13 protein-coding genes and 1 pseudogene are annotated in these 17,185 nt (G+C 73.2%); 6 read left to right on the forward strand and 8 right to left on the reverse strand.

What is annotated here, in order from left to right; genetic code table 11:
• Nucleotides 1–51 precede the first annotated feature (51 nt).
• Nucleotides 52–3,093, reverse strand: coding sequence for a helix-turn-helix transcriptional regulator (locus tag QUY26_RS04255; RefSeq protein ID WP_289955466.1), 3,042 nt, complete (start codon nucleotides 3,091–3,093; stop codon nucleotides 52–54).
• 89 nt (nucleotides 3,094–3,182) lie between these two features.
• Nucleotides 3,183–3,383 carry a hypothetical protein gene (locus QUY26_RS04260; RefSeq protein ID WP_289943754.1) on the reverse strand — a complete coding sequence of 67 codons (201 nt, stop codon included), beginning with the start codon at nucleotides 3,381–3,383 and terminating at the stop codon, nucleotides 3,183–3,185.
• A 263-nt stretch (nucleotides 3,384–3,646) separates the two neighbouring features.
• Here QUY26_RS04260 and QUY26_RS04265 point away from each other — a divergent pair, with 263 nt between their 5' ends.
• Both QUY26_RS04265 and QUY26_RS04270 read left to right on the forward strand, forming a co-directional pair.
• Complete coding sequence (locus QUY26_RS04265; protein ID WP_289943755.1) at nucleotides 3,647–4,858, forward strand: FAD-dependent monooxygenase; 1,212 nt, start codon at nucleotides 3,647–3,649, stop codon at nucleotides 4,856–4,858.
• 122 nt (nucleotides 4,859–4,980) lie between these two features.
• On the forward strand, nucleotides 4,981–5,973 hold the full coding sequence (locus QUY26_RS04270) for a helix-turn-helix transcriptional regulator (protein ID WP_289943756.1): 993 nt from the start codon (nucleotides 4,981–4,983) through the stop codon (nucleotides 5,971–5,973).
• A gap of 168 nt (nucleotides 5,974–6,141) precedes the next feature.
• On the opposite strand, the gene QUY26_RS04275 is transcribed toward QUY26_RS04270, so the two are convergent.
• Nucleotides 6,142–6,492, reverse strand: coding sequence for a winged helix-turn-helix transcriptional regulator (locus tag QUY26_RS04275; protein WP_289943757.1), 351 nt, complete (start codon nucleotides 6,490–6,492; stop codon nucleotides 6,142–6,144).
• A gap of 75 nt (nucleotides 6,493–6,567) precedes the next feature.
• On the opposite strand from QUY26_RS04275, the gene QUY26_RS04280 reads away from it, so the two are divergent.
• Nucleotides 6,568–7,473 (forward strand): NAD(P)-dependent oxidoreductase, encoded by a 906-nt coding sequence (locus QUY26_RS04280; RefSeq protein ID WP_289943758.1) that lies wholly within the window; start codon nucleotides 6,568–6,570, stop codon nucleotides 7,471–7,473.
• Nucleotides 7,474–7,608: 135 nt separating this feature from the next.
• Here QUY26_RS04280 and QUY26_RS04285 read toward each other — a convergent pair.
• Both QUY26_RS04285 and QUY26_RS04290 read right to left on the reverse strand, forming a co-directional pair.
• Nucleotides 7,609–7,876 (reverse strand): annotated as a pseudogene (locus QUY26_RS04285) (hypothetical protein).
• A gap of 107 nt (nucleotides 7,877–7,983) precedes the next feature.
• On the reverse strand, nucleotides 7,984–8,367 hold the full coding sequence (locus QUY26_RS04290) for an ArsR/SmtB family transcription factor (protein ID WP_289943759.1): 384 nt from the start codon (nucleotides 8,365–8,367) through the stop codon (nucleotides 7,984–7,986).
• A gap of 281 nt (nucleotides 8,368–8,648) precedes the next feature.
• Between QUY26_RS04290 and QUY26_RS04295 the strand changes: the two genes are divergently transcribed.
• The 3 genes from QUY26_RS04295 (at nucleotide 8,649) to QUY26_RS04305 (ending at nucleotide 13,651) form a co-directional block, all read left to right on the forward strand.
• Nucleotides 8,649–9,725 (forward strand): LLM class flavin-dependent oxidoreductase, encoded by a 1,077-nt coding sequence (locus QUY26_RS04295; RefSeq protein ID WP_289943760.1) that lies wholly within the window; start codon nucleotides 8,649–8,651, stop codon nucleotides 9,723–9,725.
• A gap of 145 nt (nucleotides 9,726–9,870) precedes the next feature.
• Nucleotides 9,871–12,243, forward strand: a complete 2,373-nt coding sequence (locus QUY26_RS04300) for an excinuclease ABC subunit UvrA (protein ID WP_289943761.1) — start codon at nucleotides 9,871–9,873, stop codon at nucleotides 12,241–12,243.
• Between the two features lie 391 nt (nucleotides 12,244–12,634).
• Nucleotides 12,635–13,651 carry an MBL fold metallo-hydrolase gene (locus QUY26_RS04305; RefSeq protein WP_289943762.1) on the forward strand — a complete coding sequence of 339 codons (1,017 nt, stop codon included), beginning with the start codon at nucleotides 12,635–12,637 and terminating at the stop codon, nucleotides 13,649–13,651.
• Between the two features lie 3 nt (nucleotides 13,652–13,654).
• On the opposite strand, the gene QUY26_RS04310 is transcribed toward QUY26_RS04305, so the two are convergent.
• From QUY26_RS04310 to QUY26_RS04320, 3 genes are read right to left on the reverse strand one after another with little or no spacing between them, the layout of a single operon-like run.
• Nucleotides 13,655–14,401: a succinate dehydrogenase/fumarate reductase iron-sulfur subunit gene (locus tag QUY26_RS04310; RefSeq protein ID WP_289943763.1), complete on the reverse strand. Its 747-nt coding sequence runs from the start codon at nucleotides 14,399–14,401 to the stop codon at nucleotides 13,655–13,657.
• Nucleotides 14,398–16,347 carry a fumarate reductase/succinate dehydrogenase flavoprotein subunit gene (locus QUY26_RS04315; RefSeq protein ID WP_289943764.1) on the reverse strand — a complete coding sequence of 650 codons (1,950 nt, stop codon included), beginning with the start codon at nucleotides 16,345–16,347 and terminating at the stop codon, nucleotides 14,398–14,400. The genes QUY26_RS04310 and QUY26_RS04315 overlap by 4 nt, the downstream gene beginning before the upstream one ends.
• 3 nt (nucleotides 16,348–16,350) lie before the next feature.
• Nucleotides 16,351–17,109 carry a succinate dehydrogenase gene (locus QUY26_RS04320; protein ID WP_289943765.1) on the reverse strand — a complete coding sequence of 253 codons (759 nt, stop codon included), beginning with the start codon at nucleotides 17,107–17,109 and terminating at the stop codon, nucleotides 16,351–16,353.
• Nucleotides 17,110–17,185 lie beyond the last annotated feature (76 nt).

The raw sequence follows: 17,185 nt of genomic DNA on the forward strand, positions 1-17,185 counted from the left end.
CAGGCCGTTACCGGACGGACCCGGCCACGCGGGGCGGAAAGGTCCACGGGATCACTCGTCGAAGACGCCCAGCCGGTGCGCGATGGCCGCGGCCTCCCCCCGCCCCGAAGCACCCAGCTTCGCCAGGATGTTGGAGACGTGGACGCTTGCCGTCTTCGGGGAGATGAACAGCTCCTCCGCGATCAGCCGGTTGCTCCGGCCGGCGGCCACCAGGCGCAGGACGTCCCGCTCCCGCGCGGTCAGCCCGAGGGCGGCCGCCGGGGGCGGCACCGGCTCCCCGTCCCCCTGCCGCAGCGGGATGCGGGCGCGCCCGGCCAGCGTGGCGATCTCCGCCCCGAGGGGCGCCGCGCCCAGCTCGCGTGCCACCGTCTCGGCCTGCCGCAGCAACTCACCGGCCGCATCGCGGGACCCGGTGCCGCCGTGGGTGATCAGGGCCTCCGCGAGCCGCAGCCGGGCCGTGGCGAGGAGCACCGGGCTGCCCAACTGCTCGACGGCGGCCACCGCCTCGGTCCAGAGGCCGGTGGCGTCACCGCCCTCGGCCGTGATCAGTTCGGCCTCGACCATCCGGGCCTGCGCGGCCCACAGCGGTACGAACTCGGGCTGGCCGCGCGTCGCCGCCCGGATCCGCTCCACCGCCGCCGCGCGCCCCGGCTCGGCCACCGCCTGCCCGCGGGCCCGCGCCTCCGCCGCCGCGGCCTCGTGGAGCAGCGGCCAGCCGTAGCGCTGGTGGCCGGAGGGGATGGCCTCGCCGACCGCGTCCGCGAGGAGGGTGCGGACGTCGAGGATCCGGCCGTCCGCGGCCGCGAGGGCGATGGCGATCCGGGCCACGGTCAGGGTGTGCTGCGGCTCCGGGTAGGGGCCGGACGTCCAGCCGTCGGCCTCGTCGAGGAGGCGCTGGGTCTCGTCGTACGCGCCCCTGACCAGGGCCAGGTCGGCCCGCTGCTCGGCCAGCTGCCCCCAGGTGCGGGCGCTGACCCCGCGGCGGCCGAGGGCCCGTTCGAGCACCGCGTCGGCTTCGGACCACCGGCCGAGGTGGGTGAGGGACTCGGCCAGGTTGCCGTCGACGAAGGAGGCGATGTCGGGCAGCCCGTGCCGGTCGGCCAGGACGGTGCCCTCCTCGGCGGTCGCGACGGCCTCGTCGAAACGGCCGATGCCGTGCAGGGCCGTGGCCACGTTGCCGTAGCCGCGCAGGACGACGTCCGTGTTGGCGGGCGTCAGCTCCCGGGCGCACACGTCGCGGGCCAGTTCCAGCCCCGCCTCCAGGTCGCCCGTGTCCATGATGAGCCAGGCCAGGGTCTGCTGCGCGGCCAGGCCGGTGGTCTCGGCGCCCGTCAACCGGCAGAGCTCCACGGCTTGTTGGGCGACCTCGAGCGCCGTCGGCCCCGGCCGGTGCACGGCGTACCAGTACGCCGCGTGCATCAGCACTTCGGCGTGGACGACGGACGGCGGCAGGCCCTTCACCAACTCCTGGGCGCGGGCGATCTCGTCCCAGCCGTCGGAGCGGGAGAGCGCGCGCATCAGCCGATGGCGCTCGGCCCAGAACCAGGCCGCACGGACGGGATCTCCGCCGTCCGGGCGGGCCCGGGAGCCCGGGGAAGCGTCGCCCTCCAGCGTGCGCAGCGCCCGCTTGCAGAGCGCGAGGGCCCGCTCCCGCTCGCCCGCGAGGCGCGCGGCGACGGCGACCGCGGCGAGCAGGTCGACGAAGTCCCCCGGGACGTCCGGGGAGACGGCCAGGCCCAGGCCGTCCTCGACGCCCTTCCGCATCGTCCGGCGGCGCAGCTCCTCGGGGGTGTCGTCCCACAGTTCAAGGGCACGTTCGAGGAGCTGGTGCTGCTCGGCGAACGCGTGCCGTCCCCGGGCCGCGGCGGCCGCCCCGATCACGGCGGGCAGGGCCCGGGCCGGGTCGCGGGCGCCGAACCAGTAGCCGGCCAGGCGTCCGGCCAGCTCCTCGGACCGTACGAGCGTGGGGTCGGCCTCCAGCGCCTCGGCGTAGCGGCGGTTGAGCCGGGAGCGCTCGCCGGGCAGCAGGTCCCCCGCCACGGCCTCGCGCATCAGGGCGTGCCGGAAGCGGAAGGACTCGCCCTCGTCGCAGGGTTGCAGGACGGCGGCGCCGACCGCGGCACGCAGGGTCTCGATCAGCTCGTCCTCGGTGCGGCCCGTGACGGTGGCGAGGAGCCGGAACTCCACCTCGGAACCGCCCTCTGCGGCCATCCGCACCACGCGCTGCGCCTCCTCGGGCAGCGCCTCGACCCGGACGAGCAGGAGGTCGCGCAGGGAGTCGCTGATGCCGCCCGGTGAGCCTTCGAGGATGCTGCAGGCCAGTTCCTCCACGAAGAACGCGTTGCCTTCGGAGCGGTCGAAGACCCGGTCGAGCACCTGCTCGGGCGGGGCCTCGCCACGAATGGCGGTGAGCTGGCGGCGGACCTCGTCGCGGTCGAAGCGGAGCAGTTCGACGCGGGTGACGGTGCGCAGCCGCTCGTACTCGGCGAGGGCGGGCCGCAGCGGGTGGCGGCGGTGCAGGTCGTCGGCGCGGTAGGTGGCGACGATGAGCATGCGGCTGTCGGTGAGGGCGCGCAGCAGATAGCTCAGGAGCTCGCGCGTCGAGCGGTCGGCCCAGTGCAGGTCCTCCAGGACGAGGACGAGGGTGCGGTCCGCGGCGAGGCGCTCCAGGAGGCGGACGGTGAGCTCGAAGAGCCGGGCGCGGCCGTCGGACTCCAGGTGGCCCCGGTCCATCTCGCCGAGTTCGGGGAGCAGCCGGGCCAGCTCGCCCTCCTGGCCGGCGACGGCCGCGTCGAGCTCCGCGCCGAGCTGGCGGCGCAGGGAGCGCAGGGCGGTGGAGACGGGGTGGTACGGCAGGGCGTCGGCGCCGATCTCGACGCAGCCGCCGACGGCGACGACGGCCCCGTCCGCGGCGGCCCGGCCGAGGAACTCCTGGATCAGCCGGGTCTTGCCGACGCCGGCCTCGCCGCCCACGAAGAGGGCGCGGGGCTCCCCGGCGTTCGCCCGGGCCAGGGCCTCGCCGAGGGCGGTCAGTTCGGCGCCGCGGCCGACGAAGACGGGGCTGGTGTGCCTGCTCTGCATGGTGCCGAGCATCGCATGCCGTTCGGGACGCCGGGCGGCGGTCCCGGCGTCGGCGGGGTCCGCCGCGGCCGGGCGGCCCGCCTCCCGGCGCCCTTCCTCCTTCACGCGGTGCGGGCGTAGCGCTCGCGGGTGTCCGGGCCCGGGGTGCTGTCCCGGTCCGGGGGGCTGTCTGCGGCGGGGGTGCCGTCGGCGACGGTACGGGCCGCCTTCGCCGCCTCCTCGGCCCGGCGGGCCAGGCGGCGCCGCGCGGCACGGGAGAGGATCTCGGCCTGGCGGGCGGTCTGGAACTCGTGGTGCAGCACGGCGGTCTCCTTGGACGAGCTGGTCGGTTGCTGTGGTTCCAGCGTCGTCACCCAGGTGGGCGGGCCGCATCGGGAGACTTTCGCATCCTGCCGCCCGCGGGGTGCCTTAGGCCCGGCGCCGGGGGACCTCAGGTCCCGTCCGACGCGTTCCCGCGGGGCGGCCCGCCGGCTTGCCGACGGCGGATGGCCGTCGCCGGACGTGGACAGCGCGGGCCCCCGACGCCGCCTACGGTCTCCGGGAAATCGGCGCTCGGGAGGCGTACATGGACAGGTCGCGCGGGGCACGGACGGCCGTGGTCGTGGGTGCGGGCATGGCGGGTCTGGCAGCGGCCACGGCCCTGGCCCGCAGGGGGTGGCGGGTGGAGATCGCCGAGCTCGGCGCGACGGGGGCGACGTCCGGCTGGGGGTTGTGCCTGACCGGTCCCGCGCTGCGTGCCCTGGACGATCTCGGCCTGGCGGACGCGTGTCTGGCCGAGGGCTACGGCATGAGCGTCATCACGCAGGTCGACGTGGACGGCGAGCCCGCGGCCGAGGTGCCGTTGCCGCGTCTGATCGGTGCGCGGCGACCGGCGATGGTCGGGATCGCGCGCCCGTTGCTGCACCGCGTCCTGTACGCGGAGGCCGAGCGGTGCGGTGTGGTGGTGCGCCACGGGCTGACGGTGACGGCGGTGGAGCCGGTCGGGGCGCGGCGCGAGGGGCAGGAGGGGGCGCGGCGCGGGGGCCAGGACGAGGACCGCGACGGGGTGCGGCGCGAGGGGCAGGACGGGGAGCTCGTCCGCGTGCGGTTCTCGGACGGCACGGTTCGGCAGGTCGCGCTGTTGGTGGGCGCGGACGGGATCCGCTCGACGGTGCGGGGCCTCCTCGGCTTCGAGAGCCGGGTGGACTACCAGGGGCAGATGGTCTGGCGTGCGCTCGTGCCCCGGCCCTCGTGGGCCACCGGCATCCATCACTTCGCCGGGAAGCCCCACGCGGCGGGAGTCGTGCCCGTCTCGGACAGCGGGGCGTATGTGTTCCTGACGGAGCACGGCGCGGCGCGGAACGTCCTGCCCCGGGATGAACTGGCCCCGCGCCTAAGGGAGTTGCTGGCCACCTTCCCCGCCCGGATGCGGGAGATCGGCCGCTCGGTGTCCGGGGCGGACGCGGTGGTACGCCGCCCCGTGCTGACGGCGTACCTCGACGGCCCCTGGAACCGCGGCAACGCCGTGGTCGTCGGTGACGCCGCGCACGCGCCCGCGCCGCAGCTGGCCGGCGGCGCGGCCCTGGCCATCGAGGACGGCCTGCTCCTCGCCGAGGAGCTGGAGCGGCACGCGTCGACCGCGGCGGGGCTCGCGGCGTTTGTGACCCGGCGCGCGCGGCGGTGCCGCACGCTCGTGGACACCTCGGTGGCCGTCGTGGGCCTGGAGCGGGAAGGGCACCACCACGACACCTATCCGCTGATCGACGCCTGCCACCGGCTCATGGCCGAGCCCGCGTGACCGCCCGACGCCTGCCGGAGGTCCCCGACGGGCACACTCGCGTCCCACAATGAGGTCGTCCCCGGTCTCTTCGACGCCCCACCCCCGTGAGCGCCCGTGTGAGCGAAGGTGAACCCGACAGCGTGCCGACACCCCTGCAGAACCACCTGATCACCAAGTCCCACAACCCCGTCGACCTCCTCAACGCCGCGAGCCGTCTGTTCGGCGGCGTCATCGCCACCTCGCCCCTGGACGAGCTGTGCGGCGGAGTGCACGAACTGCGTGGCGTCGCCGCCCACGACTTCGCGGTGGGCTGCTTCGCCTCGCCGCTGGGGGTGCGCGTCGCCCCGACGCAGGGGTGCGGGTCGACGCGGGAGCGCGGGTCCTACTTCGTGAACATCGGTGTCTCCGGTGCGGTCTCGGCGGTGTGCGGGGGCCTGCGGGCGACGCTCGACGCGACGACGGCGGGGGTAGTCAACCCCGGCGAGACCCAGGAACTGCGGCCGCTGCGCGCCCGCGGGACGCGGTTCCTGGGGCTGCGCATCGCCGCCGCCCTCGTCGACCAGGAGTTCACCGCGCTGACCGGGCGCCCGCCGGTGTCCGCCGTGCGCTTCGACTTCGCCCTCGACCTGGCCGGGCCCAAGGGCCGGGCCGTGCGGCTCCTCGTCCGCTCGCTCCTGGCGCAACTGGACTCCGGGGACCCCCTGTTCCAGCGCCCGGAGCTGCAGCGCAGCCAGCTGCGCGCGATCGTCACCGCCCTGCTCCTCGCACAGCCGCACTCGCACACCGGCGAGCTGCGGGACGGCCCGCCGCCCGGCCACCCGCGCTCCCTGCGCGCGGCCCTCGCGTTCGTCGAGCAGAACCTCAGCGAGCACATCGGCCTCGCCGACATCGCCCGTGCGGCCGGCTGCAGCCCCCGGACCATCAGTTCGGCGTTCACCGACCGGCTCGGCCAGTCCCCCTTGGCGTACGTACGCAGTCTGCGGCTCGACCGGATCCGTGCGGACATCCTCGACTCCACGGACCCCGTCGGCGAGATCGCCTACCGGTGGGGCGTCGCCCACCTGGGCCGCTTCGCCGCCGCGTACCGCACCCGCTTCGGTGAACTCCCCTCCGCCACGGCGGCCCGGAGGTGACCCCGGCGGGCAGCCCGGATCCGGTGAGCCGCCGCCTGCCGCCGCAGTACCCACTTTTTTGTGGGTACTTGGCGGTGCCCGGCCGCGGAGTGATCCTTGTGGAGGGCGGCCACGGGGCCACCGGATCCGGGTACGAAGCGATGAGAAGCGGGGTGAGTGTGCGTTGCGTCAGGAAGCCGACTGGAGGTCGGTGAGCCTCTGCAGGCGGCGGTGGCCCCAGTCGGAGACCGGGCCAAGCGCCTCGGACAGGTCCCGGCCGAACTCCGTCAGGGAGTAGAAGGTCTTCAGCGGCAGGGTGTCCTGCACCTCGCGGTGCACCAGTCCGTCGGCCTCCATCTCGCGCAGCGCCTGCGTCAGCACCTTCTCGCTGAGGCCCGGCAGCTGTCTGCGCAGTTCGCCGGGGCGGCGCGGACCTGATTCCAGCTGCCACAGCAGCGTGGTCTTCCACTTCCCGTCGATCACAGCGATCGCGGCGGTCACGCCGCAGACCTCCGTGTCCTGAGCGCGGCTGCGTGTCATTTTCGCCCCTCGTCGGTCCCTCGTCCAGCACGTCCCAGCCAGTATATTTTGTCGATTTGTCTATGGAGTTGAGCCATGTCCGCACACACGGAACAGTCCTCGCACACGGAACGGGCCGCCGTCACCGTCGTCGGCCTGGGGCCGATGGGCCGAGCCCTCGCGGGCGCGTTCCTCGACGCCGGCGTACGCACCACGGTCTGGAACCGGACGCCGGGCCGGGACCAGGAGTTGGTCGCGCGGGGCGCGGTCAGCGCCCCGTCGCTGGAGGAGGCGGTCGCCGCGAGCAAGCTGACGGTGGTCTGCGTGGTGGACTACGACGCCGTGGACGCCCTGCTGCGGCCCGAGGCGGTCACCGCCGCGCTCAAGGGGCGCACGGTGGTGAACCTGACCGCGGACACCCCGGACCGGGCCCGGGACACCGCGGCCTGGGCGGCCGAGCACGGGGTGCGCTACCTGGACGGCGCGATCATGACGCCGACGGTGACCATCGGCACTCCGGCCGGGGTGTTCATCCACAGCGGACCGAAGGACCTCTACGACGAGCACAAGCCCGTCCTGGACGAGCTCGGCGGCGCCCACACCCACCTCGGCGAGGACATCGGCCGGGCGGCGGCCTACGACGTCGCGCTGCTCGACATCTTCTGGACCGCCATGGCGGGCTATGCCCACGCCCTGGCGGTGGCACGGGCCGAAGGCATCACTGCGGGCGAACTGGCGCCGTTCGCCAAGGGCATCGGCGACATCCTCCCGCCCATCTTCGAAGGGCTCGCGGTGGAGGTGGACAACGGCACGGCCTCCCCCGAGGGCACCCCGCTCACCTCGGTCGCCTCGTCCATGTCCCACATCGTCCACACGTCCGAGGCGCACGGCATCGACGCGGGCGTCATCCGGGCGGCGGAGGGCCTGGCCCGCCGGGCCATCGGGCAGGGCTACGGCGCCGACGGGTTCATCCGGGTGACCGAACTGCTGCGGGGCCGCTGAGGAGTTCCGCACGCTCCCGCGACCACCAGGGTCAGGAACTCCTCGCGCGCCGGGTCCGTCGGCACCTCGGTGGCGGTCCGCCTGCATCTCCTCGATGAACCGGCGCCGAACAGGCGTCCAACCCGTGCGGTCCGCTCACACCTCGGGCTTCGGCACGATCTCCTCGATGAGGCTCTCGACGAGTCGCTTGATCTCGTCGCGGATCGGGCGGACCGCCTCGATGCCCTGACCGGCCGGGTCAGCCAACTGCCGACGGCGGCCGGATTGACCCGGTCGCCGGGGGCGGACCCGGCGGAGCGGACCTCGACGCGGTCCCCGGCCAGGTGGCTCAGTCGGGCGGCGGCCATCCGGGAGCGGCCCGCGTGGTGGACGAGACGAACAGCACGGAGGTCTTGTCGGACACCAGAGGTCTCTCTCGCCTCAACGCGACGTCAGGCGCGACGGACATCAGCGCCCCCCTGGCCGATGCCGCGTCCCCGCCTTCGCCGCAGGTGTCGCTGAGAGGTGGTTTCAGCGAAGGGTGAGCAGTTTCCCCATCGCCGCGAGGACCGACGGCTCCACCCGGTAGTACACCCAGGTCCCGCGCCGCTCGGAGGTGAGCAGTCCGGCTTCCTTCAGCTTCTTCAGATGGTGCGAGACCGTCGGCTGGGACACCCCGACGTCGGAGATGTCGCACACGCAGGCTTCGCCGCCCTCATGCGAGGCCACCGCCGAGAAGAGCCGCAGCCGCACCGGATCCCCCAGCGCCTTGAACATCGGCGCCGCCCGCTCGGCCTCCTCGGCGGTGAACGGGCGCTCGGTCAGCGGCGGGCAGCACGGCGCCACCGCCCCGAGGGTCTCGGTGATCTCGACGGCCTCCGGTTCCAGCAGCGGCAGCACCTTAGTGTTCGACATGTATCTATGTTGACACATGCCGAACCAACGCGGCCGGGCTCAGCAGTGCCATCGCCCCGCGCCCGCGCACACCGGACGGCAACGCTCGGGCACACCGGACGACAACGCTGGCGCGCACCGGGCGACACGACGCATCCCCGCGCTCCGCCGCCCGCACGGCGCGGAGCCCGAACACCGCAGAGACCCATATCACTTTGCCCGCCCCGCCGCCCTGGCGGATCATGGAAACCGCAGCGGAGATCAGCCGGTGACAGCCGGGCCCCACTTCCCCCGGAGCAACCGTGCCGGAGCAACAGCAGAGCGAGGCGCCGCACGGCGCGGCCCCGCACGCCGGGGGCGTGCGGTTCTCCGTACTGGACCGCTCCCGCACCCGCGAGGGGCACGACGGCACGGAGCCCCTGCGGGACACCGTCGCCCTCGCCCAGGAACTCGAGGCGCTCGGCTACCACCGCTTCTGGGTGTCCGAGCACCACGGCGTGCCCGGAGTCGCCGGTTCCGCGCCGACGGTGCTCGCGGCCGCCGTCGCCGCGGCCACGCGGACGATCCGGGTGGGCACGGGCGGTGTGATGCTGCCGAACCATCAACCGCTGGTGGTGGCCGAGCAGTTCGGGGTGCTCGAAGCGCTCTTCCCCGGGCGGATCGACATGGGGCTCGGGCGTTCGGTCGGGTTCACGGACGGTGTGCGCCGCGCCCTCGGCCGCGACAAGCACGACGCGGACGACTTCGCGGCGCACCTCACCGAGCTCCTCGGCTGGTTCCGCGGCACCTCGGACACAGGCGTGCACGCGCGTCCGGCCGAGGGCTTGAGCGTCCCGCCGTTCGTCCTCGCCATCGGCGAGGGCGCCCGCATCGCAGCGGAGGCCGGGCTTGCGATGGTCGTCGGCGACTTCCGCAGCCGCGAGAAGATGCTCGCCGCCATCGACCGCTATCGCACCGCGTTCCGGCCCTCCGCCTGGGCGGACGAGCCCTACGTGGTCATCTCCGGCACGATCGCCGTCGCCCGGTCCGAGGAGGCGGCGCGGCGGCTGCTGATACCGGAGGCCTGGTCGATGGCGTACTCCCGCACCCACGGCACCTTCCCGCCGCTGCCGCCCGCCGAGCGCGTGCAGGAGCTCGCGGCGTCGGGCGCGATGACGCAGAAGGAGCGCGGCTTCTACGAGTCGGGGCTGCGCGGGCACATCCACGGCACCGAGGACCAGGTGGCCGCCGAGCTGGAGACGCTGCTCAAGGAGAGCGGCGCGCAGGAGGTCCTGGTGACGACGAGCACGTACGACCGCGAGGGCCTGCGCGACTCCTTCCGGCGCCTCGCCCGGGTCGCGGGCCTGCGGGCTCCCGGGGCGCGCACGGCCGGGGGCTGACACCGGCCGCCGGGACCCCGGCGCCCGGGAACCGTCACCACGGGTCCCGGTCCAGGCCCCGCCGACCGCTGCGCCCCGGGGTGCGGACCGGGCCCCGGCCTAGAATCGTGGGGTTTGCCCCCGACCCGCGTACGGAGCCCGCCCCATGCACAGCAGCCCCGCCCCCGACCACGATCCTTTCGTACGGGTCCGGGGCGCCCGCGAGCACAATCTGCGCGGGGTCGACGTGGACGTCCCGCGCGACGTCATCGCCGTCTTCACCGGGGTCTCCGGCTCCGGCAAGTCCTCGCTCGCCTTCGGGACGATCTACGCGGAGGCGCAGCGGCGCTACTTCGAGTCGGTCGCCCCGTACGCCCGCCGCCTGATCCACCAGGTGGGCGCGCCGAAGGTCGGGGAGATCACGGGGCTGCCGCCCGCGGTCTCGCTGCAGCAGCGGCGCGCGGCGCCCACGTCCCGCTCGTCGGTCGGCACGGTCACGACGCTGTCCAACTCCCTGCGGATGCTCTTCTCACGCGCGGGCCACTACCCGGAGGGCGCCGAGCGGCTCGACTCGGACGCGTTCTCGCCGAACACCGCGGCCGGGGCCTGCCCCGAGTGCCACGGCCTCGGCAAGGTGCACCGCACGACCGAGGAACTGCTCGTCCCCGACCCCTCGCTGTCCATCCGCGAGGGCGCGATCGCCGCCTGGCCGGGCGCCTGGCAGGGCAAGAACCTGCGCGACGTGCTCGACACCCTCGGGTACGACGTGGACCGGCCGTGGCGCGAGCTGCCGCAGGCCGACCGCGACTGGATCCTGTTCACCGACGAACAGCCGGTCGTCACCGTGCACCCCGTGCGGGACGCGGGCCGCATCCAACGCCCCTACCAGGGCACGTACATGAGCGCCCGGCGCTACGTCATGAAGACGTTCGCCGACTCCAAGAGCCAGACCCTGCGCACGAAGGCCGAGCGCTTCCTGGCCAGCGAGCCGTGCCCGGCGTGCGGCGGCAGCCGGCTGCGCCCCGAGGCGATGGCGGTCACCTTCGCGGGCCGCACCATCGCCGAGCTGTCCGCGCTGCCGCTGTCCGAGTTGGCCACCCGCCTTGAGGAGGCGGCCCGTGCGGGCGCGGGCGCGGAGACGGCGGAGGTCCTCACCGCCGACCTCCTCGCCCGCATCGGCACCATCACCGAGCTGGGCCTCGGCTACCTCTCCCCCGACCGCACGACCCCCACCCTCTCGGCGGGCGAGCTGCAACGCCTGCGCCTGGCCACGCAGTTGCGCTCGGGCCTGTTCGGCGTCGTGTACGTCCTGGACGAGCCGTCAGCCGGACTGCACCCCGCCGACACCGAGTCGCTGCTCACCGTCCTCGACCGGCTGAAGGCCGCGGGCAACTCGGTGTTCGTGGTCGAGCACCACCTGGACGTGATGCGGCACGCGGACTGGCTGGTCGACGTGGGGCCGCGGGCGGGCGAGCACGGCGGGCAGGTGCTGCACAGCGGCCCGGTGGCGGACCTGGCAGGGGTGGCGGAGTCGGCGACGGCGCGTTTCCTGTTCGACCGGACGCCGATGACGGTACGTCAGGTGCGGGAGCCGCACGGCTGGCTGAAGGTGGGGCCGGTGACGCGGCACAACCTGCGGGACGTCACCGCGGAGTTCCCGCTCGGCGCGTTCACCGCCGTCACGGGGGTCTCGGGCTCCGGCAAGTCCACGCTGATCGGGGCGCTCGCCGAGAATCCGCAGGACCTGGCGGGCGTGGGTCGCCTGGTGTGCGTCGACCAGAAGCCGATCGGCCGCACGCCGCGCTCCAACCTCGCCACGTACACCGGGCTCTTCGACGTCGTCCGCAAGGTCTTCGCCGAGACGGACGAGGCGCGGGCGCGCGGCTACGGCGTGGGGCGCTTCTCCTTCAACGTGGCGGGCGGGCGCTGCGAGACGTGCCAGGGCGAGGGTTTCGTGAGCGTCGAGCTGCTCTTCCTGCCCAGCACGTACGCCCCGTGCCCGGACTGCGAGGGCGCCCGCTACAACCCGCAGACCCTTCAGATCACCCACGGCGGCCTCACCATCGCCCAGGTCCTGGACCTGACCGTCGAGGCCGCCGCCGACTTCTTCGCCGACACCCCCGCCGTGCTGCGCAGCCTGCGCACGCTCCTGGACGTCGGCCTCGGCTATCTGCGGCTCGGGCAGCCCGCGACGGAGCTGTCCGGCGGCGAGGCCCAGCGGATCAAGCTGGCCGGGGAGTTGCAGCGGGTGCGGCGCGGACACACGCTCTATCTCCTCGACGAGCCCACCGCCGGGCTGCACCCGGCGGATGTGGAGGTGCTCGTGGGACGGCTGCACGAGCTGGTGGACGGGGGCAATTCCGTGGTGGTCGTCGAGCACGACATGGCCGTGGCGGCCGGGGCGGACTGGGTGGTGGACCTCGGACCCGGAGGCGGCGCCGCCGGCGGTCGGGTGGTCGCCGCGGGGACGCCCGCCGACGTGGCCGGGGTCGCCGGGAGCCGGACGGGTCCTTATCTGGCGCGGGCGTTGGGGCGGTAGCCCGGAGCCCTGGCCCGCGGCGCCCTGGTCGGCCCGGGGCCGGTGGACGAAGGGTCCGCTCAGGGGGCGGGCCCAGGGCCTGGTGTGCGGGGAGCGGACCTGAGCCCCGGCGCGCGAGGAGCAGACCAGCACCCCGGCGGGTGTCGGGCCCAGGCGTGCGGAGAGTCGCATGCGCCAGGGGGCCGCGTACGCCCCAGGAGGGCCGCCGCGTCGGCGGCGATGTCCGCCACGATGCGGGCCGCCTGGGCCACCGAACTGGCCGAGCACTCCTCTGAGGAGACACCTGACTCGCCGGAGGAGACGGCTGACCTGCGTCGATATCTCAACTCATATCAATCCGCGACTAATTCACTCTTGGACATGACGGTGCGTCACCTGCTTCGCTGCCGTCATGAACACCAACGGGAGAACCACAAGCCCCGGCCGCCGCACCCTTCTTCGCGGCGCCGCACTCGGGGCTGCCGCACCGATGCTCGCGAGCACCGCGGCCGCCGACACCGGGTCGGCGGCCCGTCGCACGCGCGACGCGGGCACCGTCACGTACCGCTGGCTCGGCACCTCGGGGTGGCGGATCGACATCCAGCGGGCGAAGCGTGACGAGGCACGGCGGCAGCCGGGAACGGCGACCGTGCTCGTCGACCCCTACGTCACCCGCTTCGACACCGGTCTGTTCGGCGGCTCCTTCGACCCCGCCACGCGTCTGCGCACCGACAAGCCGCTGGTCCGCAGGCACGCGGGTACCCCGGAGGTCATCTGCGTCACGCACACCCACTGGGACCACCTCAACGACGTGCCCTTCCTGGCGAAGGCGACGGGTGCGCGGGTCATCGGGACCGAGACGACGTACCACGTGCTGCGGTCCTTCGGCGTGGACGCGGCTCAGCTCGTCGTCGTCAAGGGCGGTGAGGTCCTCGACTTCGACGGGTACGTGGTGGAGGTCGCGGGTTCCCGGCACAGCCGCAACGCCGCGTACTCCTACTTCGCGCCCGGCACCCTGAACGCGCCGCCCGCGACGGCGCCACGGACCGTCGCGGACCTGCCGGAGGGCGACACGCTGGCCTTCAAGGTGACGCCGGACGGGGCGCCTTCGGCGCTGTTCATGGGGGCGAGCGACTTCGACGAGCGGTCCTTCCGGGGCCTCGCGCCGGACATCGCGATGCTCGCGGTGGCGTCGGCCGCGACCACGCACCGCTATGTGCCGCGGCTGCTCGACGCGCTGGAGCGGCCCGGCGTGATCGTGCCCGTGCACTGGGACGACTTCGAGCGGCCGCTGGCCGAGCCGCCCCGGAAGGTCGGTACGGACCTGGACGACTTCGTCACCCAGGTCCGCGACCTGAGCCCCGCCTCACGGCTCGTGGTGCCGGACTACGAGACGCGGTACGGGGCGGACGTACGGTCCCGCCGCTGAGGATCAGCGGCGCGCCTTGCGCGTCGCCCGCAGCCACTCCTTGTTCATCGCCGCGATCGACGGCAGCGGGATGCCCTTCGGGCAGGCCGTCGCGCACTCGCCGGTGAGGGTGCAGCCGCCGAAGCCCTCGGAGTCCATCTGCGCCACCATGTCCAGGACGCGGGTCTCGCGTTCGGGGGCGCCCTGCGGCAGCACGTTGAGGTGGTTGACCTTGGCGGAGGTGAAAAGCATCGCCGAGCCGTTGGGGCAGGCCGCGACGCAGGCGCCGCAGCCGATGCACTCGGCGTGCTCGAAGGCGAAGTCGGCGTCCGGCTTCGGCACCGGGGTCGCGTGGGCCTCCGGGGCGGCGCCGGTCGGGGCGCTGATGTAGCCGCCGGACTGGATGATGCGGTCGAAGGCGGAGCGGTCGACGACCAGGTCCTTGATGACCGGGAAGGCGGCCGCCCGCCACGGCTCGATGTCGATGGTGTCGCCGTCCTTGAAGGACCGCATGTGCAGCTGGCAGGTCGTGGTGCGCTCGGGTCCGTGCGCGTCGCCGTTGATGACGAGCGAGCAAGCGCCACAGATGCCCTCGCGGCAGTCGTGGTCGAAGGCGACCGGATCCTCGCCCTTGACGATGAGTTCTTCGTTGAGGGTGTCGAGCATCTCCAGGAAGGACATGTCGGAGGAGATGTTGTCCACCTCGTACGTGGACATCGCGCCGTCGGCGTCGGCGTTCTTCTGGCGCCAGACGCGCAGGGTGAGCTTCATGCGTAGCTCCGCTGAGTGGGGTGGACGTACTCGAAGACGAGGTCTTCCTTGTGCAGGACGGGTGCGGTGCCGGTGCCGGAGAACTCCCAGGCCGCCGCGTACGAGAACTCCTCGTCGCGGCGTTCGGCCTCGCCGTCCGGGGTCTGGGACTCCTCGCGGAAGTGGCCGCCGCAGGACTCGGCGCGGTGCAGCGCGTCGAGGCACATCAGCTCGGCCAGCTCCAGGTAGTCGACGACGCGGTTCGCCTTCTCCAGGGACTGGTTGAACTCCTCGCCGGTGCCGGGGACCTTGATGCGGCGCCAGAACTCCTCGCGGATCTGCGGGATCCGCTCCAGGGCCTTGCGCAGCCCCGCGTCCGTGCGGGCCATGCCGCAGAACTCCCACATCAGCTCGCCGAGTTCGCGGTGGAAGGAGTCCGGGGTGCGGTCGCCGTCGACGGCTAGGAGGAGGTTCAGGCGGTCCTCGGTCTCCGCGAGGACCTCGCGGACGGCCGGGTGGTCGGCGCCGGCCTCGTCCTTGTGCGGGTTGCGCGCCAGGTAGTCGTTGATGGTGGCGGGCAGGACGAAGTAGCCGTCGGCGAGGCCCTGCATCAGGGCGGAGGCGCCGAGGCGGTTCGCGCCGTGGTCGGAGAAGTTGGCCTCGCCGATCGCGAACAGGCCCGGCACGGTGGTCTGGAGGTCGTAGTCGACCCAGAGGCCGCCCATCGTGTAGTGCACGGCCGGATAGATCCGCATGGGGACCTCGTACGGGTTCTCCGCGGTGATCCGCTCGTACATGTCGAAGAGGTTGCCGTACTTCTCCTCGACCGCCTTGCGGCCCATGCGGTGGATCGCGTCGGCGAAGTCCAGGTACACGCCCTGGCCGCCGGGACCCACTCCCCTGCCCTCGTCGCAGACGTTCTTGGCGGCGCGGGACGCGATGTCACGCGGCACCAGGTTGCCGAAGGAGGGGTAGATGCGCTCCAGGTAGTAGTCGCGCTCGTCCTCGGGGATCTCGCCCGCCGGGCGCTTGTCGCCCTTGGCCTTCGGCACCCAGATGCGGCCGTCGTTGCGCAGCGACTCGCTCATCAGGGTGAGCTTGGACTGGTGGTCGCCGGTGCGCGGGATGCAGGTGGGGTGGATCTGCGTGAAGCAGGGATTCGCGAAGTACGCGCCACGGCGGTGGGCCCGCCACACGGCGGTCGCGTTGGAGTTCATGGCGTTCGTCGACAGGTAGAAGACGTTGCCGTAGCCGCCGGACGCGAGGACGACCGCGTCGGCGAAGTAGGTGTCGATCTTGCCGGTGACGAGGTCGCGGGCCACGATGCCGCGCGCCCGGCCGTCGACGACGATCAGGTCCAGCATCTCGGTCCGCGGGTGCAGCTCCACGTTCCCGGCGGCGATCTCCTTCGACAGCGCCTGGTACGCGCCGAGGAGGAGCTGCTGGCCCGTCTGGCCGCGGGCGTAGAAGGTGCGGGACACCTGGACGCCGCCGAAGGAGCGGGTGTCGAGCAGGCCGCCGTACTCGCGGGCGAACGGCACGCCCTGCGCCACGCACTGGTCGATGATCTCGACGGAGATCTGCGCGAGGCGGTGCACATTGGACTCCCGCGCGCGGAAGTCCCCGCCCTTGACGGTGTCGTAGAAGAGGCGGTGCACGGAGTCGCCGTCGTTGCGGTAGTTCTTCGCGGCGTTGATGCCGCCCTGCGCGGCGATGGAGTGGGCGCGGCGCGGCGAGTCCTGGTAGCAGAACTGCACGACGTGGTAGCCCTGTTCGGCGAGGGTCGCGCCGGCGGAGCCGCCCGCGAGGCCCGTGCCGACGACGATCACGGTGTGCTTGCGGCGGTTCGCGGGGTTGACCAGCTTCGCTTCGAAGCGGCGGGTGTCCCAGCGCTCGGCGACGGGGCCCTTCGGCGCCTTGGTGTCGACGACGGGCTCTCCGGTGGTGTACTCGGCAAAGTTGTTCATCGGTCAGCTCACCACTCCGGTCATGACGCCGACGGGTACGGAGACGAAGCCCACGGTCAGCAGCAGCGCGAGGCCGTTGGCACAGATCTTCAGGAAGCGGTCGCGGGCCGCGTTGCCCACGCCGAGGGTCTGGGCGGCGCTCCAGAACCCGTGCCGGACGTGGAAGCCGAGGGCGACCACGGCCGTGATGTAGATGACGTTGCCGTACCAGGTGGAGAAGGTGTCGATGACGTTCTGGTACGGGTGCAGGTGCTCGTAGCCGCCCGGGTGCACGGTGCCCGTCGTCAGGTCGAGGATGTGCCAGACGATGAACAGGCCGAGGATGATCCCGCCCCAGCGCATGGTGCGGGTCGCGTAGCTGGAGCGCGGCTTGCTGTGCACGTACTTGCTCGGGCGGGCCTTGATGTCGCGGCGGCTGAGCTGGTACGCGGAGACGGCGTGCGCGACGACGGCGGCGACGAGGCCGAAGCGGACGGCCCACAGGGTCCACTCCCAGCGCATGACGGGCTCGCCGAGGGTGCGCAGCCAGTGCGCGTAGTGGTTGAAGTCCCCGGGGCCGAAGAAGATCTTCAGGTTCCCAACCATGTGGGCGACCAGGTAGAGCAGCATGATCAGGCCGCTCACCGCCATCACGGCCTTCTTGCCGACGGTGGAGTCCCACACCGTGCGTCCACCCGTCACCCGACCGCCACCCCTCATCGGGGGCTGTCGCGCACTGCCCTCATTCGACGGTCGTCGGTTCGTCCGCGTTGCCAGAGCCATGTCAGAGACGCTACGGCCGAAGGTCCCGATCAGTCCAAGAGATGGTTCTGCTCATCTCCATAGGCTCTGTCTATGC

This window comes from Streptomyces flavofungini (genome assembly GCF_030388665.1).
GTDB lineage: Bacteria > Actinomycetota > Actinomycetes > Streptomycetales > Streptomycetaceae > Streptomyces > Streptomyces flavofungini_A.